Consider the following 17,361-nt stretch of genomic DNA (forward strand, 5'->3'; position numbering starts at 1 on the left):
ATTATGAAATAATAGCATTATAAATAGCATTACCTGCCATATCACTTCCACTTCACTCCCTTCTCCTTCATCTCAGTCACAAACTCCTCATACTCTACGTCACTCATCGTCCCCTTCAACTTCTCTACCAGCTCTTTCCTCTTATCTTTCTTTACCCGGCTCACAGCCTTCACAACCTCGGAAGCTCCATCCATCTTCACCCGGTTTTCCATCAACTTCCTCTCTTCTTTATCCAGTCCGACATCCTGATACACTTTCATCCGGCTTGAATAATCCAAACCTTTCACTCGCGCCATCAATTCCTTCCTCTCTTCCATTTTTGCTTTCCGTTCTTCCTTCTCTTCTTTTTTGGTCGCTTGGATCAATCTCTGCTGCTCTCTGGCTTTAGCCATCTCATTATCCCACAGATGCCCCCATGTTCCGGCCATACTCTTCGTCTCTTTCACAATACGCCCCATCACCTGCACCGCGGCTCCAATCTCCGGCCTTCCTGCCGCCGCAAACAATCCCATACCATTCAACCCTCTTCCCAACTGATTCATTACCTTCCCATACTCCTCTTCCTCACCGTTATACATCCTCACTACACCTTCTCCTCCTCTCCATAACGCCTCAGCATGATCGACCATCGTATTACTAAACTTCATGTACTTTTCGCCAGCCAGTTTTGAATAGATGAACTCTATTACCTCAGCCAATCCAAAAATACCGGAAAACGCCCCCATCGCTCCACTCACCGCAAACCCTTTCCACCTATCCCACAAATCCAACTCTTCCTCATCGTCACCTTGCCCCATCACCCACTTAAGAAACTCCACAATCACCTGATTCATGATCCCATACACTACCCACGCCTGACCAAACCGCCACGCAGCCTCTCCCACACCAATCTCTCCCCTCTTCCACTTCGCAATCGCCATATAACTCAACGCTATCTGCTTGCGCGGATCAGAGCGGAACATCATAAACATACGCCCCAGCGCGTTCGCATGAATCTCCCAAGGGCTCTTCTGCTCTGTCTCAATAGGTTGAGCCGTCCTCCGCACCGCCTTGTCCAGCGCGGCCAACGCCCTCTGCTCCACAACCTCATTACTCAATCCCTCTTTCATGGCTTTCTTCTTGGCCGCCATATACGCAATACCTCCGGAAAACGTTGTAAATGCCGCATCAGTCAATCCAATCGGCAACATCCCGGCTTCCACGGCATCCCCCAGCATGCTCACCTTCATCCTGTTCGCCGTCAAAGCCTGCCTCATTTCAGGACTCACGCCCTGCATCAGCCTTTGTTGTATCGTCGGACTCATCCAAACCTCCGCCAACTGTCCCGGATTCGCCAATGCCCCAATAAACCCTTTCATGGCATCTGAGGGGGACATATCCGCCATGCTGGAAAACATGGCCGGGAGCTGCTTCAGACACGTCTTCAGGTTATATGAAAGCGCACCCTGAGCCATCGCCCCCAACACCCGGCTCACTACTTGCTGAGCTTGTCCGGCTCCGCCCGAATCCTGCGAACCGTCAAATTCTAAATCCTTCACCCACTTGGTCAAATGTGTCCTTGCCTGCGCCCCATGCACCGCATCAATCTTGTTCCCCAGCTCTCCATTCAGCAACACGGCCTTCATATCCCTCATAATCTCCGCAAAACTCGCCCAGTGATCCATCTGCATACTGTGCGCCCAATACGCATTCACACAACTCACCACACGCGGCAGCGCATAATGCTTCCGACGCATCTTGATGCTCCCCACACTCAGCCATCCGCTCCCTCTGGACTCCATCGGATCAACGGCTTCAGCGGCATTATCCGTCACGAAAAACCCCGGAGCATAATTCTGCACTTTAGGCATATCACACCCAAACAACCTCCTGTACACCTCATTATACTCCTTATATCCCCGCTCATACTCCTCCCCTAAATACTCCGCCACCCGCAACGCCCGCACATCAATATGATCCCTCACCTTCCCAATCGCAGCCTCGTCAAAACCCAACGCCTCCAGATTATCCTCATACTCCGGCATCGCGGACATCTGGAGCAAATACGCCGCCTCCAAATCGCTCATCTCCATCTCCACCAGCTCCGCGCCCTGCTCCAGCCATGAAAACTTCACAAACTCCTTCCTGCTCTTCGCCGGAATCTCGCTCAACGCCATCTTCAGGGCATCCATCGCCTTCTGATTCTTCGCCCACTTCGGCATCTGCTCTGCTTCCATCTTACCCTCCGCAACCGCCCGCGCCTCTTCAATCCGCACCCGCTCACTCCTGAACTCGCCTGGCATCTTCACCTCAATCCCCCAAGTCCGATTCTCGCTTAAATCCTTCAACATACCATCCACCACACGCCTCACGCCCAGCTTCACCTGACCATCCACCTTTCTGTCAGCCCTCTTCAAAAACTCCTCCGGCCTCGCAATCCGGTACAAGGCACCGTAATACCGCAACACTCGCCTCTGTCGCACATCATTAAACTCCAGCCGCGCCTTCCTGATGCCCTCTGCAAAATACTCCGTCACCTTCCCCTCTCCAAACAAATCCTCCATCAAATTCTCAAAACTCACAAACCCCCGCACCAAATTCCGCATCCCCTTACCCACACCCACATCATGCTTCGCCGCTCCGGTGCGCTCATTCACGCTCACCGGCTGCTCACGCCCCAGCCCCTTCCCGGCCTCATCCAGCAAATCCGCAATACGCTCACGCCGATCCTCCCAAAACGCCTCATTCGCCAGCCTCCCGGCAGCATACATCTCCTTCAGGGCATCCAGCGCGGCCTGCACTCTTTCCAAATCAGCCGTCAGCCTCCCGTGCATATTGCGCTCATACAAACCTCCAAACGCATCCAGCGCACGTACCCACTCCACCGCCTCATCATACTCAGCCCCGCCAATCAATGCCTTCTCCTCCACCACCTGCTCAGCCGTATTCTTCGCCGTTTCCAGCTCATCCGCATCCAACTCTAACACTCTCTCCACCATATCCAGCCGCTTCTGAATCTCCGCATTCATCTTCCCACGCCGCACCCGGTTCTCGCCCACACTTGCCGCCGCCCATTTTCTAAACCGTTCAAACTCCTTAAATCGGCTCTTCTTCCCTTCATTCACAATATGCCAATCCACATACTTCACCATACGCATCAGCGCATTCATCCGCCCTCTCCACGTCTTCTTCGCCATCACCTCCTCCCGGTAGGAAGCAACAACCTCCGGCCTGATCCCCCCGCGCACATCCCTCGGCAGCTCCGTCACCACGGCATCACATACGGCCATCACGGCCAGCATCCGCTCCCTCACAGCCTCATCATCTCTTCCCTGCTCATCCTTATACACTCCATCCCTTGTAAACCCGTTCGCCTGCAACGCGCTCTCCAGCCGTTTCTGCATTGCTTCATACAACCTTGCTTCCTGCTCAAAAGCATGCCCCTGCACCCCAGCCAGATAATCCCACACACTCTGCCCACCTCGCATCATCCGCATGGCAAACGACACCACAGGATCATCAACCAAAGACTCCATCACCCTAACCCTGCCCTCTGCCGTTCCATCGTGATACAACGGCTTAATCCCATGCCTCCTCAACAGGGAAGTCACCTCCCGATTCTTCTTCAACTCCTCCGGCATTACCGCATACACCCACTCATCCAACCCGACAGCCCTTTGAGGCACCGCTTCCAGATAATCCTCCAACTCCGCCCTCAAGCTCTTCAGGGCATCCACCCCTTTCTCTAAAACATCCTCCCTCATCAACAGCTTATTCAAACGCGCCCCTCTGGGAAAAACCTTCTTCAACGCCGTCATCACCTTGCCAGTCGTCGGGTTCCCCGGCACCTTGCTCAACGCCTCCATCGCCGCAGACTGAATTTCCACGCTACTGCTGTAACCAAACACATCCCCGCCCGTAAACACATCAGACACAACCTCACGGAACTCCCGCAACAGCTCATCAGTCATCTTCTTGGATGTACCGCTCACGGCGGAATCAGACAACCGCTCACGCATCGCCTTCACCTCATCCATGCTCCCCAGACGCTCCGCCTGAGCAGCCCTCACCTTCCCGGAACCAAACACAAGTTGTTGTTCCCTATTGCGCCCCTTGCGGCTCAGCATCCACTTCGTCAAACTCTCCAGCGTCGCCTCCGTGCCCGTCCCCTCAATATACCGCTCTTCGCTGAACCACCCTGCCAACTTCTCCTGAACCCACTTCTCATAAGCTCTCTTATGATTATCAGCATATCTCGCCAGCATCTTACTGTTGGCATTCAAATCCGGCACACGTTTCCCCATCCTGCGGGCATCCTGCAACACCTCTCTCAACCCCTGCTTGTCGCTCAAGAAAAGACTGTTTAAGAGCGTCTTCCGCCTGTTTTCCCGCATCTTGGTCACAATCTTCGGCTTCCTCTTTTCCAATTCCGCATGCAGCCCGCCCACATACTCATCAATAGCCGCTTCCGCCTTCTGCCGCACCTCTCCCGCCCTGCTTTCATACTCTTCTTCACTCAGCGTCTCATAAGCGGCCAGCTCATCCCTCAATGCCCTCGTCATCCACTCATGCTTCATCGCCGCGTTCCTCATCTTCGGACGCGGACGATAACCACTCTGCCACGCAAACAATGCCTTGCCATCCTCATCGCGCAAACAACGCTCAACATCCTCCCGTGAAGTCTTATCACCGGCGGAATCCAAAGCTATATAATAGCGTAGGCCATGCAACCAACTGCTATCCTCCCTGCTTTGATACACATCCTCCATCTTGAACAAATCAGCTACCGTTTGTTCCCGGCTCTCCCGCCCCACCGCCTTATGAACCAAATACGGCATCTTTCCTGTCCACGCGTCGCGGCTGTACACATCCGCGCCTCCTTTTGGGTCGATCATCCCCGGACGGCCTATCAGATAAATACTATTATCCCCACCCCATGAATACGGTTGATCCAGCCTTGTCACCGCCACGCTCGGCACGGGCATCCCTCCCAGTTTCTCCGCTTCCATCAACTTCTCTGGGGAAATACTGTGCACAGCACCAAGATTCTGTACCGCCCTCACGGAAAACGTAATATCCGGATTCTTCGGATCAAACGTCCCGCGGTTATCCGTGGCGGACTTGATCTGATTCGGCTCAAAGGCAATGTACTCCGTCCATTTACCCAGTACAACCATGAGTCCATCATGTCCTCTTTCTTGAGCGCTGTCGGCTATCTGGGCCGCTCCTGCCGCATACGGCCGGAATATTCCAAACCTGTCATCTTCATGAAAATTCCCATCCCAGATATTTAAATAATCGCCTATCTCTTCAGCAGACTTGTAATCATTAAAAATAAACGGATTCCTGATATTCAGAAACAGAGCCAGCTTCTTGTTCCCGTACGGAGTATTCTCCATATTGGTAAAATAAAATCCTCTACCCCATATACCATAATCAGTAGCAGATCCAATCATGGCCTTGTCAAACACAGTGAAATCACCGTATGTCCCATGATACACCACCCTCGGCTCCCCGTTCTCGTCCACCACCTTGGAAGCATTCTGCGGATCCTTCTCCCAATCGCCAAACCAATTCTTAAACGCCGCCGTGCGCACGGAAAGCCACTGGTCTTCCGTCAGATTCGTATCTTTCCCGTTCGGGGCCTTCATGAACGTGTCCGCAGCCACAGCTTCCTTCTTGATTGCCTCTTTTTCCAGAGATAGGGAAAACGTTCCCGCTTCCTTCGCAGCCTCCACAATTCGCCCCCTTTGATCGCTAGCGGAAAAAGTAACATCTGCCTCATTTTGTCCAGCTAAATCTCTGTCAACATAATTGACAAACTCCTTCAACAACGCTACCCTTCCCTTGTGGGGTACTCCATCCCCTGCCTCGCCCGTGTTTGGGACGCGGGGTCGTTGCAGGGTGGCGGAAGTACCCTTCATGCTATCTACGTCCTCCACCGTGGAAGCATCCAGATCATAAAACAACTCCCCATTCTTCCCCTCTGCCACGGCAATATTCACATAGGCCAAATCAGCACTCCCATCATCGGAAGCCCCCTTGAAATCCGCTTTCGTCAAATAATAATGAAATCTGGCTATATTAGGCTTACGTTTCAAATCTGAATTCTCGCCGGAATAAATAAACTCAGCCCGCCCGGCCAACTCCGGCAGCACGGCTAACGCAGCTAAAACCCGTCTATCGGCTGCATGCTGTTTCACTTCCCTCCACCCCTTGCCTCCCACCTGCACCCGCTTCCCGTCCCCCATCACCAGCGCATACCCCTGTTCCTGAGTCTCCTTCTGCAACACTCTATACCGTTCCCGAATATCCCCCAGCGCATCCTTCAAATCAGAAGCATACGCTGCCGGCACATCCGCAGCAACAGGCTCCATCCCCTCCACCCGGTGGAACGCATCAGCCACACGCCGGGCCTCCGCCATCGGTACGCGCCTTACCCTGTCCCCCATGCTGAAACTCACCTCCTGCCCTTCCCCTCGCGCCGCATACCGCTTATACCCATACACCACGCTATCATACACCGCGCTCAACAACTCCCCGGAATCGGCAAAATCAAACCCGGCCTCATTCGCCGCCTCCAGCACATCGGACACACGCCCTTCCCGGCTGAAAAACTGCTCTGCACGCGCCACCACCCGTTGCTCAAAACTCTTCCCCAGCGTACCATCCTTCCTGCGTCTGCCCTTGGCCGTCCGCGTCGTCGTCAGGGCATCATAAATCCGTTGCAGCTCTCCGGTTAAATCGGAACCGGCCTCAGCCGCCGTCTTCGGGTGCGGCAGCCTCCCGGCCACCCACTCTCCAATCTCCGGCACATCCCCCATCGCCTCCGCCTCAATCTGCGCCTGTTCCTCCCTCCTCGCGCGCTCCGCAATCGCCGCCTCGTCAAACCCGGCAAAATCATTCAACAGGCGGCGAAACTTCTCGCTCATCTTCCCCTGTACGTCCGCGCCCAGCATCTTCTTCGCCAGCATCACATCCTGTGCAAACTCAAAATACTTGGCAAACAACAAAGCGAACATCTTGAACCACCGCCGCAACTTATCCGGCAGCCTCTCATCGGAAATGTGCCCCATCAAATGTGCTCGCGCCGCCTTGCTCACCCCTTCGCAAACCGCCTGTAACCTGTCCACCCCTTCCCCGGTCGCCAAAAACGTCTCACCCGTTGCACCCTCCAGCCGCTTCAGTTCATCCTCAAACTCCGCCACCGTCCACTCATTATCCTTAATCAACACCTTCGTCATCCCCTCCGTCCACTCCTCATAAACGTCAAACGGATTAGCCCCCCGGTACAATCTGCTCACCACCTCATACCGTCCGTTCGCAAACTCCTGCGCCACATTGGCTCCGTACACCCGCAACCGGGCAGCATCCACCCCGGCCTCCACTCCCATCTGCGCCGCATAAATCCTCTCCCGGCCTTCGGCAGACTTACGCATAAAATCACCCTGTGTCTTCAACTGCGCCAACGTCATCGGCACACTCAACTTGCTCCGGTCAAAACTCATCCGCCCATCCTGCCCCACATCGCTCAAATGCTGCATCATCTCCTCATTCGCTTCATCCTGCACCCTCCCAACATACCCCTCATCCTTATCCCGGTACTGCCGCAAGCTGCTCTTCAGCCCGGCCACCACCTCATCCTCCCGTTCCTCCAAATGCCGCAGCACGGCCTCATACGCATCATCATACGTATCATAAAACTCCGGCCTGTCCCCCAGCTCCACCACATACTGCATCTCCTCCGTAAACTCATTCATCTTCTCGCGGATCGGACTCGCCACGAACTCCCGCAACTGCTCATTCACAGCCTCCACATACTGCTTCATCGCCTCCTTCTCATCCACTTGCCTTCCACCCTTGCGCTCCGGCACAGGCCCATGCTCAAAACTCAGCACAGGCCCGCTCCCCACCTCGCTCACGCCGCCGCTCTCCGGCCCCTTCACACCCACCACAGCACCCTTCCCCTCCTGCACCTCCGCTCCATCCACACGCACCTCATCCACCCCTCGCGCCGTCTCCGCCGCATGCGCTTCAGCGGCGGCCACCACATCCATCGTCCTCACCCCGCCGCGGGCAGCCAGCTTCCTCATCCCGTCCGCGTCACCCAGCCCCACCTTCACGCCGTCCACCTCCTTCCCATAATTTTGGCGCATAAAATCCTGAATCCCATCCTGCATCATCGCATACCGCGCCACGTCACTCTCCTCCGCCCGCATCCGGGCAAGCAGGGAATCGCTAAAACCAAACGTCCGCTTCAGCTTCCCATACTCCCGGCTCAACTGCCGCTGCATCCCGGCCTCAGCCGTAAACCGCGCCCCGGCCCCCACCAGCGCAAACGCCAGCACGGAACCAAACAACTCCATATTCTGGTCACGGTTCGTAAAATCCTTCCAAAACCGCTCCCAATCAATCCCCGGAGCCTCCCCGGCCATCACGGAAGCCAAACTCTGCATTACCGGATCGGCCAAATCCTGCAACTTCTCCGTCGTCATCTCCTCGCCCAGCACCATTCCCCCAGCCACGCCGGAACGCGCCCCTGCCCGCAGGGCGGAACTCTTCAGCCGCATCGCCTGACGGCTCAGACTCAACTTGCTCATCCACTTATCCACAAACGCGCTCCCGGATCTCAACCCCATCACTCCCTTTGCCACGATCGCCCCGGCCCGATCCAACGCCCCTTGAACCGCGCCGCTCGCCGCCGCGCCTCCCAGCCTCGCCAGCCTTCCGCCATCCGGCCGCTCCTGCACGGCCTTACTGTAACTATCCCCGGCATAAGACATCGCCGCCACTCCGGCCCCCACGCCGGAAAAACTCAACGCCGTAATCGGCACAGACCGCACCGCGCTCAGCACCCCATTCCCAAACCACCCATACTCCGGCTTGTTAATCGGCCTGTACGTCCCCTGCGCCATCGCCAGAAAAGCATCCAGCCTCCGGCCATACTCATCCGCCGCCTTCGCGTCAGCCTTCAGGGCAGACCCGTCCCCGCCAAACAACTCCTTCACTCCCCCCGCCACATCCAACTGTGCGGCAATCCCGCCGCGCAGCAACGACCTGATCCCGTTACCTAAATCCTCCCAGCCACGGTTCCCGGCCTTCCATACATTCGCCATATAACTCCTCTCATTCCCGCCCTTGCGCTGCACAATCTCCGCCAGCGCATCCATCTGGGCATCCGTAAGGCCATCCATCGCCTTCAGGGCTTGGTGGATTGAAGCCATCCCCTCCGGCTGAAAAATCCGGTTCGCCGTCCCGTCAGCATACTTCACGGCCCACTCCAGCCCCTCCATCACGCGCGGCAATACCGGCTCCAGCCCTCGCCTTGTCCTCTCCGCATCCGCCTTCACCCATCGCAATGTATTCCCCACCTTCTTATACATATCCTCTCCCATTTGTCCCCTCTGCTCCCACAACGCCTGTCTTCCGTCCCCGCCCGTCAGCACAGCCTGCCTCACGCTCTCGGCAGCCCCCTTCAGCAACTCGTCAGCTTGTGCGTCCTTCTGAGCCTGACGACTCAAAAACATGTATACTGTTTGCCCAGGCTTATTAAAATCAACCTGTTCTCCCTGTTCCTTCAAACGGATGCACATCTGCTCCAGAACAGGCACTCCATTTCCAGCTTCCACCTGCCACTTTGCATAACCACCCTCATTCAAAGCCCAACCAAACACTATAGAGCGATAACGCATCTCATCTCCAATCTCTCCATCCGGTAGCTTCCGCTCTGCAAACCGCTTCTTCAAACCTTCCGGAATCTTTTTTAGATCACCGCAAAACACACTCCGGTGCCAAACCTCCTTATCCTTTCGCCGCTCCGCGGCAGCATCCTCATTCACACCGGCCTGAAAACGCAGCACATCCGTAAAAAACGGCAATCCACGCCGCTTCCTCGCCACAAAATAATTCTTCAACCTCTCCCTCTCCTCGCCCAACACCCTCATCTTCTCCGCCCTCAATGGATCATCCCCTCCTTTCCTCAAATCAGCGGCCAGCATCTTCCCCCTCTGATAACTATTCCAAGCGTCAGCCTGCCAGCCCTCCCCCTTCTGCCGCAAATACCGATCCATTGCCGGATCAATCTCCACAGGGAACAACTGCCTGCCCTCTCCGTCATCATAAACCGCATTCGCGCTCTCTTCCGCAAACTTATCCCTCTTCCCGCTACGTTCAAACTCCTTCGCCTGAGCCGCTACCTGTGAAATATCATTTCCAAACATAAAAACTTTTAACTATTAAACATTAACAAGAAACATCACTTCTCCCCATTCTCCCACGCCCATTTGGCCTCCACCATCCGCTTCAACTCACTCAACTCTGCTGCCGAACTCGTTTTAATCACATGGACAGCGGCCTGATAACACCGTTGCAAATCATAACCCTTCATATCCACCTTGCTCAACACCCTCCTCCACTCATTCCGCCCCTGAACTTCATACCCCCAATTTCCATCCAACGGAGGCAATAACGCAGCATTCCCCGCAACATTCACATCTATGCCAAGCTCATCCATTGCCTCGCCTTCTTCAACATCCCTGCGAGGGACAACAACCGGTTCAGAAGCGGCAACTCCGGAAAATTTCACATTCTCACTCCACTCCGGTACAACTTTTCCACCGTTCACCGCCAACCTCATCGCCTGAGCCCGAATCTCCTCACGGCTTGCCCCCGGATTCTCACGCACCCACTTATCCAACCCTTGTTGTACTTGATATGCCATCCCCATCACACTCTCATGCACTTTGAAATCAACTAAACCATCATCATCCTTCCATTTCCCAAAACTACCGCTATCCACCAAACTCTTCACAACACTCGCCGCCTCCTTGGCCGCCCCCCGGAACCGTGCGGGCACATTCCCCACGGCCAGATCCTTCAGCTCCGCCATCATCCTCTCCTTCGTCGTCTTGGAAAGCATGGACGTGGCAATCTCCCTCTCCACCTCCGCCTGCATCGTCCCGTCAACATCCAAATCAGGCTCATACCCCCGCAACAAACCATCCACCCGCATAAAATCCTCCGGACTCGTGTACAACTCCGCCTCCTCCTTCCCCATCTTCTCCACAGCCTTCCTCCGCCGCTCTTCCGCCGCCAGCAAACTCATCGCGTCATCCACGGCCACGCGCCCCGCTTCCACATCCTTCTTCAAATCATTTCCCCGGAACTCCCGGCCCTCAAACGCATCCATCACATACCCCTGAGCCACTCCGGCCTGAGCCTTGCGCCTTGCCGCCTCCGCCTGTTTCCGGAACCCCTCAATCACATCCGGCCTACCCTTCACCGCATCCAGCCCTCCCGACTTCTCCAGCGCATCCAACCCATGAAAAGGATCTCTCTGAATCGCCGTCTGCACCCTGCTCTCCGTCTCCTTGAAACTCACATCCTGAAACATCAACTGCTGCTCATCCGGCTCCATCACCCCCTCCGCGCCAGCCGTCTGCACCGCTTCCCTCGCGCCATAATAATCCCCACCCCTCAGGCAAAAATCATACCTCGCCTTGAAAGACTTGGCAGCCCTCTCCTTACTCGCCAGCAACTCCCTGCGCCCGGCATCAATACGGCCCGTTGACGTAAACGCATCATACCACAGCCGCGCCCGCTCCTTCACCTCCGGCGTCTTAAACTTAACCTTGCGGAACATAGGCCCCAGCCTCTTGCTCACCAGCGCATTCCAGCGGGCCTCCCTCCCCGGCTTATTCCCCGCCGCCAGCTCGGCATTATCCCATACCCCCCTCTCCTCCTCCATCAACCTCTTCACATCCTCAAAACTCCCCGCATCGGCCATCCTGTCCGCCTTCTCCTGCAACCGCGCCCTCTCCTCATCCTCCCGCGCCAGCAACCTCGTCCCGGCCCCCATCTCCCCGGCCACCTCCGCCGCCGCGCGCGCCGGAGCCGTTGCGGCCCCCGTATCAGCCAGCACAGGCTCATGATACCCGCTCAACAAAGAAAACTTATCCATATCTACTTGAAAGCATTAAAAGCCGTTGCGCCGCCCTGCACCACGCCGCTCAGCAAACTCCCGAATCCGGACACCTTGCCGGCCCGCTCCGCCTGCCTCCCCTTCCACCTCTCCATCTGGGCCTGCTCCCTCATGGCGGAAGACCGCTGCAAACTGCGCGCCGCCAAATCATTCACCTCCTGCTCAAACCGCGTCGCAACCTTCATCTCCCTCCCCAGCGCGCTCCCGCTCCGTTCCACGCCGCTCGCCGCTGTCTGCGCGGCGGCCTGCCCTGTGGCCACCCCCTGCATTGCCCGCATCCTCATCTGATTCTCCGCGCTCTCCGCATCCAGCGCATCCGCCTCCCTGTCCAGCGCGGACGCATTATAATAAGCCGTCTGCCGCGCCTGCCGCCCGGCTTCCCTCTCGGCGCGTCCCCGGAACGCGCCGGCCAGCCCCTGAAGACCGGCCATACCTAACTGAAACCATTCCATAATATAATATCTATCAATAAACTACTTTGAAAACTGCACATCAAACCCCAGCAAACGCACATCGCCATCCCCGGCGCACCGCAACTCAAACACCAGCTCATCACTCCACACCCCCGGCACCGTCAAATCCTGCCAGCCGTCCAGCACATCGCCCCGGCTCCTGCTCAACTCCGTCAACCGCCCGCAAAACCCTGCACGCACCCCATCCGCCGCGCTCGCGACAAACCGCGCACGCACGCTCACACTCCCTGACTTTACCCCCGCACCCTGCTCAAACGCAAGCCCATTTGTAACCAGTACGGACTCATACGGCGCCCCGGCATCTCCCCCACGGCTCCATCCGTCCCGGAACACGCCGCACCCCTCCACCAGCCGCTCCAGACTAACCCGGCCATCACGCTCCACAGCCAGCCACACCTCATCGGCATCCTGCCCATCCATCACGGCCACGCTCAACGCCCTGCCGCCCCCTCCCAGCACATGCCTCGTCCACGCGCACACCCGCTGCTCGGCATTATACGTCAGAACAGCCAGCCCGCCATCAGCCCTCACCCCCCAAATCCTCACCTCCGGCACGCGCTGCACGGCCAGCCCCACAAACCCTCCCGGCCCGCCTGCATGCTCGGCAAACGTCGTCGTATCGGCGGCCCTGTACCCGTCCGCCTCAAAACTGTACCCCAGCTCCTTCACCCTCATCCCCCCTCTCTGGACAAACACGCATCCTCCATCCGTCGCCTCCGCATCCACCCGGCTGCACCCCACCCTCAACTGCACGGCAGCGCGGCAAAAATCAGGAGTCACCACGCCGCCCTCGCCTCCGCTCAGCCGCCAAACCTGGGCCGTGGAACCAATCAACAAATCATTCACGCTCTCCATCCACACAATCCGGTGGCAATCCTTGGCCGCCAGCGTCACCTGAATCGCATCCTCATCGCTGTCCCCAATCTGGAAATTGGCAAAATCATCCACCACGCTCCCCCACACCGTCTGTGGATTCGCCGCCGTCCCGGCCAGCCACAACCTCCCTTGGTGCATCGCCACAGCACTCGGCCACCCGCACCCTCCCCCAAACATCCCCCTGCTCCACACATCCGTCACCGCCCTCTCATACGGCAATCCGGCTCCCCCAAACGTCTTATAACTCAACCTCAGCACCCTCCACTTCATCCCACCCATCTCTGCCGCCGTCCAAACCTGAACAATGCCTCTCCCCACGGCACCGGACAAAAAATTCACCATATCCATCCCCCCGCTGCGCCACCCGCACCACTTCCACTTCCTCGGCCAAAACCCATTCACCGTCGCCTTGCTCTCGATCGTCGTGCCATCCTCCAAATCCCATACAGACTCGCACCAACCGCCAAAACCAAAATACAACAACACCACACGCCCATCCTCCCTCTCCACACACCCGGCCAGCCCCAAAAAGGAACCCATCTTCTCAACCACCTTCCCATCCTCATACAAACACACACTCCCCATGGCAGCCTCCCCATCCGCCACATCCCCAGCACTCTCTCCGCACAACAACACAGCCCGGCCATCCCGCAACGGCATCACATGCCAGACAGCCTTCTTGCTCCCGGTCACCGTGCAGGCAGTCAAACTCTGCGCCACAGGATCATACACCGCGCATGCAACGCCATTCTTGCAGGGGCAAAGCAACACCCTCCCGCCATCCACCACAGCGGCCCTCCGGTAACTCCCGCTTGTAACTGCCAGCCCGGAATGCGCCACCTCCGCCAAACTTCCATCCGCAGGATCATACACATAAAAAGCCGTCGCCATATACGGAGTCAGCAGCACCCGCCCATCATCCAGCAACACCGCCTCGCCAAAAAAACCATCCCCAACCCCTTCCAACAGCACCTCACTCTCCTCCCCGCTCTCCATATCCAGCACACAACACCTTGCCCCACCGCTGGTCAAAAACGCCCGGCCATCCTTCAACACACATCCCCCTACCCATCCGCAGCCATCATCCCGTTCCTCGCCAACCTTGCGGCCCCCTCCGTTCACCCGGTCAAACACATAACAGCAGGCATGGGCCTTCCCTGCCAGCAGCAGCCTCCCCCCATCCAGCTCCAGCACCGTCCCCCACACCTCCTCCCCGGAATCGCCAACCCCGGCAACCAGCCCCTCCGCCTCATAATCCCACGCATTCAGCCTCAACTCATGCCTGCCCCAGTTAGTCGCCGCGGGCTTATACTTCATCACCCGCAACTGCAAACGTGTAGGACGTTCACACGTGCCGCTGAACTCAAAATTCCGCCAATCCCCGTCCCATGACCAAAACCTGTGCAGCACCTCAAACTTATGAGGGCTCAAACTCTCATCCTCCGCATCCGCACCCATCAACTGAAACTCGCCCTGCCACCGCTGATCCTCATTCCCGTAAGTCTTCAGCGTCCACGCCCCCTCATGGCACACGAACGCCCTCTGCGGCCCATCGCTGGAAGCCCACCACTCCCGCATGCTGTTAAACCCGCTCCCAAATCGGCTCACCACCCATCCGGGAAAGAAAAACTCCGGATAATCAGCCAAACTCTTGCTCCCCTTATAATCCGTCCTCCCGTAATACTGCTTATAACATGTCCATGTAACACGCACATCGCCGCTCACCGTCCACAACTCCTGCCCCGCCAAAACAATCGTACCCGCAGCGGACAAATCAGGAACGGCCTCGGGCGGATTACTCGTACCGGTCAACTCCGCGTAAGTCTGCGCCACCACCACTCGCTCCGCCATATGCTGAGTATAAAGAACACTCGTGCCAAACTCCTCTGAGCGGAACACATGGCGGTCAGCACCAAACGTCAACCCACCCGCATCACGCTCAACCCATGCCTCCCCATCCTTGGAAATCGCAAACTCCCTCGGACTCCGGTCAAACTCCATCACCGCCAGCCTCCAATCATCATCGCCATGCCTCTCCAGCCTCTGCGGAGCCACCCTCCCGCACACCACCCACACCACGTCATTGCACTGCACCCACCGCAGCTCCGGCAAATCCTGCTCCGTCCACGGACTCTCCAGCCGGGCGGCCAAACTCCCATCCAGCCGGAACACCTCCACAAACCCCGCTCCAAACACCACCATATACCGCCGCTCATCACTCACATCCATCCCCATCAGCCGCACCCGCCCGCAAGCGGCCCCTCCATCCACCGCACACATCCTCTCCGCGCCGGGCCGCCGCATCAGCCCGCCGAAAGTATGAACAAGAAAATTCACAATCGTCTGCGCGCTCCGGCCATACCCATCCACATCATACCTTATCGCCCCCATGCGGTTCCACTCACCTCCGGTAAACGCCACCCTCATCCCGCTCATACAATCCCCCTCCTCCCCCACGGAGACACCGTTTCATCTCTCCCTCCCCGTCCCATATCCTGCAACCGCGCCCGGTACTGCGCCCTCATCTCCAGCCGCCTCACATCCGCTTGCAGCCGTCCCTCCAAATCCCCGCGCCCGGTAACGGTCAATGCGCACAGGCACGCCAGCTTGGCGGCCAGCAGCTCTCCATCCGCACAACACCACTCATGGGCGGCATCATCCGGCCTCACTAAATACACCACGCGCACCTCCCTCCCTTCCCCTGTCCAAAACAACCTCCCGTCAAACACGCACCACCCGGCCCCATCCACATCCACCACATCCACACAACCCTCCGGCAACGCCTCGCTCCGCACAAAACCGGGCAGCCGCAAATCCTCTTCACCCTCCAACTGCGCCACCCTCTTCGCCCACACAGGCTTCACCTCCTGCACAACATACTCCACTGCGCTCGGCCACATGGCTCGCAACACAGCCCCCACCTCCTCATCATCCAGCCCCGTCACAGGAGCCTTTCCCAACTTGGCAAGGGCAAAATTAACCACATCCAACTGCTTCATAACATCATCAAAAAACTAAGCTGAAAACGGAGGGCGGCCCGCAGACCGCCCCCCGCCGCTCCACGGCAACAAACATTGCCCGGAAACAACTCCTTACTGTGCGCACAGCACCTTAACAAACCCCTTCTCCTCCAGACGCGTCGCCCCGCAGGCAAACTTCGCGCGGATCTGCAACGCCTCATCCAAATCATCCCGCACGGAAATCTTCACCTTAAAATCATTCCACAGCCCGAACTGGGCGCGGCTCTTCACCCATGCAAGGCACTCCCTCACCCCCTCGGACTTGGGCAGACGCTCCGTGCGGACAAACTTGAACCCCATAAACGTATCAACCTTCCCATCCACCAGAGCCTTCACGCTATTATAATCATAAGAAGTCACCTCCGTCGTGCTCAGCAAATTAAGAATCTGCGCGGAAGAACACGCAAACACAAGCTGATCCCCGGCGGCGGAACTATCCTCCGTCCACGCATCCGCCTCCTGAAACATCTGCAACGTCCGGCGCAGCTTAGCCAGCGTCAGGCCGCTTGCGGCCTTCGTGCCGGACTCCACATAATCCTTGGCAACAACTTGGTCAGCAGGAAACTCCACAGCCTTCGTCCCGTCCTCGCCCACAAAATTCTGCCCTAGAAACGAGGCAATCATCACATCATCCATCGTCCGGTTCGCCGCCATCCTCAACCCCTCCAGCGTCTTGCTCACCGGTAAATCCAAATCGCCAAGCTTCGTCGCGTCAAACTCGTCAAACCCTACCGCCTTGGTGAAAATGCGCGGACGCATGGAACGCCTCAACGTAGGAGCCTCATCAAGCGCAGTGCTCCCCATGCGCGTCGTCTTCTCCTTAAAATCAAGCACCCCGTACTGGTCGATAAACTTCACCTTCCCCTTGCAATCCCTGTCCACCGTCACCAGCTTCTCCAATGCGCTCACCTTCTGCTGCAACAGCACCCCCCACTTATTCGTGTACTTGACCTGATAATTATCGCTAATTGTAACTGCCATAATAATATAATAACTAACTGTTAATAACTCTTGTCCTTACTCGCTCTCCATG

At 57.2% G+C, this 17,361-nt stretch carries 6 protein-coding genes; all 6 read right to left on the minus strand.

From position 1 onward, the window contains the following. Positions 1-41: 41 nt before the first annotated feature. The 6 genes from O4G22_RS10610 to O4G22_RS10635 all read right to left on the minus strand — a co-directional run bounded on the left by O4G22_RS10610 (position 42) and on the right by O4G22_RS10635 (position 17,309). Entirely contained in the window at positions 42-10,199 is a 10,158-nt protein-coding gene (locus tag O4G22_RS10610; protein ID WP_306701758.1) for a hypothetical protein, read from the minus strand. Between the two features lie 35 nt (positions 10,200-10,234). Beyond that, positions 10,235-11,938 carry a hypothetical protein gene (locus O4G22_RS10615; RefSeq protein WP_306701759.1) on the minus strand — a complete coding sequence of 568 codons (1,704 nt, stop codon included), beginning with the start codon at positions 11,936-11,938 and terminating at the stop codon, positions 10,235-10,237. Positions 11,939-11,940: 2 nt separating this feature from the next. Next, the gene (locus O4G22_RS10620) at positions 11,941-12,411 is read right to left on the minus strand and encodes a hypothetical protein (protein ID WP_094153260.1); all 471 of its coding nucleotides are present in this window, start codon (positions 12,409-12,411) and stop codon (positions 11,941-11,943) included. Positions 12,412-12,432: 21 nt separating this feature from the next. Further along, positions 12,433-15,744 carry a hypothetical protein gene (locus O4G22_RS10625; protein ID WP_215452938.1) on the minus strand — a complete coding sequence of 1,104 codons (3,312 nt, stop codon included), beginning with the start codon at positions 15,742-15,744 and terminating at the stop codon, positions 12,433-12,435. After that, positions 15,741-16,307, minus strand: a complete 567-nt coding sequence (locus tag O4G22_RS10630) for a hypothetical protein (protein ID WP_046434916.1) — start codon at positions 16,305-16,307, stop codon at positions 15,741-15,743. The genes O4G22_RS10625 and O4G22_RS10630 overlap by 4 nt, the downstream gene beginning before the upstream one ends. 93 nt (positions 16,308-16,400) lie before the next feature. Then, on the minus strand, positions 16,401-17,309 hold the full coding sequence (locus tag O4G22_RS10635) for a phage capsid protein (protein WP_215452937.1): 909 nt from the start codon (positions 17,307-17,309) through the stop codon (positions 16,401-16,403). Positions 17,310-17,361: the final 52 nt, after the last annotated feature.

Source organism: Akkermansia muciniphila (assembly GCF_030848305.1).
Taxonomy (GTDB): domain Bacteria; phylum Verrucomicrobiota; class Verrucomicrobiia; order Verrucomicrobiales; family Akkermansiaceae; genus Akkermansia; species Akkermansia muciniphila_A.

Bases quoted from the DNA above. Each gene is read 5' to 3' on its own strand.
- O4G22_RS10620 (WP_094153260.1), bottom strand. From the start codon at position 12,411: ATGGAATGGTTTCAGTTAGGTATGGCCGGTCTTCAGGGGCTGGCCGGC.
- O4G22_RS10615 (WP_306701759.1), bottom strand. From the start codon at position 11,938: ATGGATAAGTTTTCTTTGTTGAGCGGGTATCATGAGCCTGTGCTGGCT.
- O4G22_RS10630 (WP_046434916.1), bottom strand. From the start codon at position 16,307: ATGAAGCAGTTGGATGTGGTTAATTTTGCCCTTGCCAAGTTGGGAAAG.
- O4G22_RS10635 (WP_215452937.1), bottom strand. From the start codon at position 17,309: ATGGCAGTTACAATTAGCGATAATTATCAGGTCAAGTACACGAATAAG.
- O4G22_RS10610 (WP_306701758.1), bottom strand. From the start codon at position 10,199: ATGTTTGGAAATGATATTTCACAGGTAGCGGCTCAGGCGAAGGAGTTT.
- O4G22_RS10625 (WP_215452938.1), bottom strand. From the start codon at position 15,744: ATGAGCGGGATGAGGGTGGCGTTTACCGGAGGTGAGTGGAACCGCATG.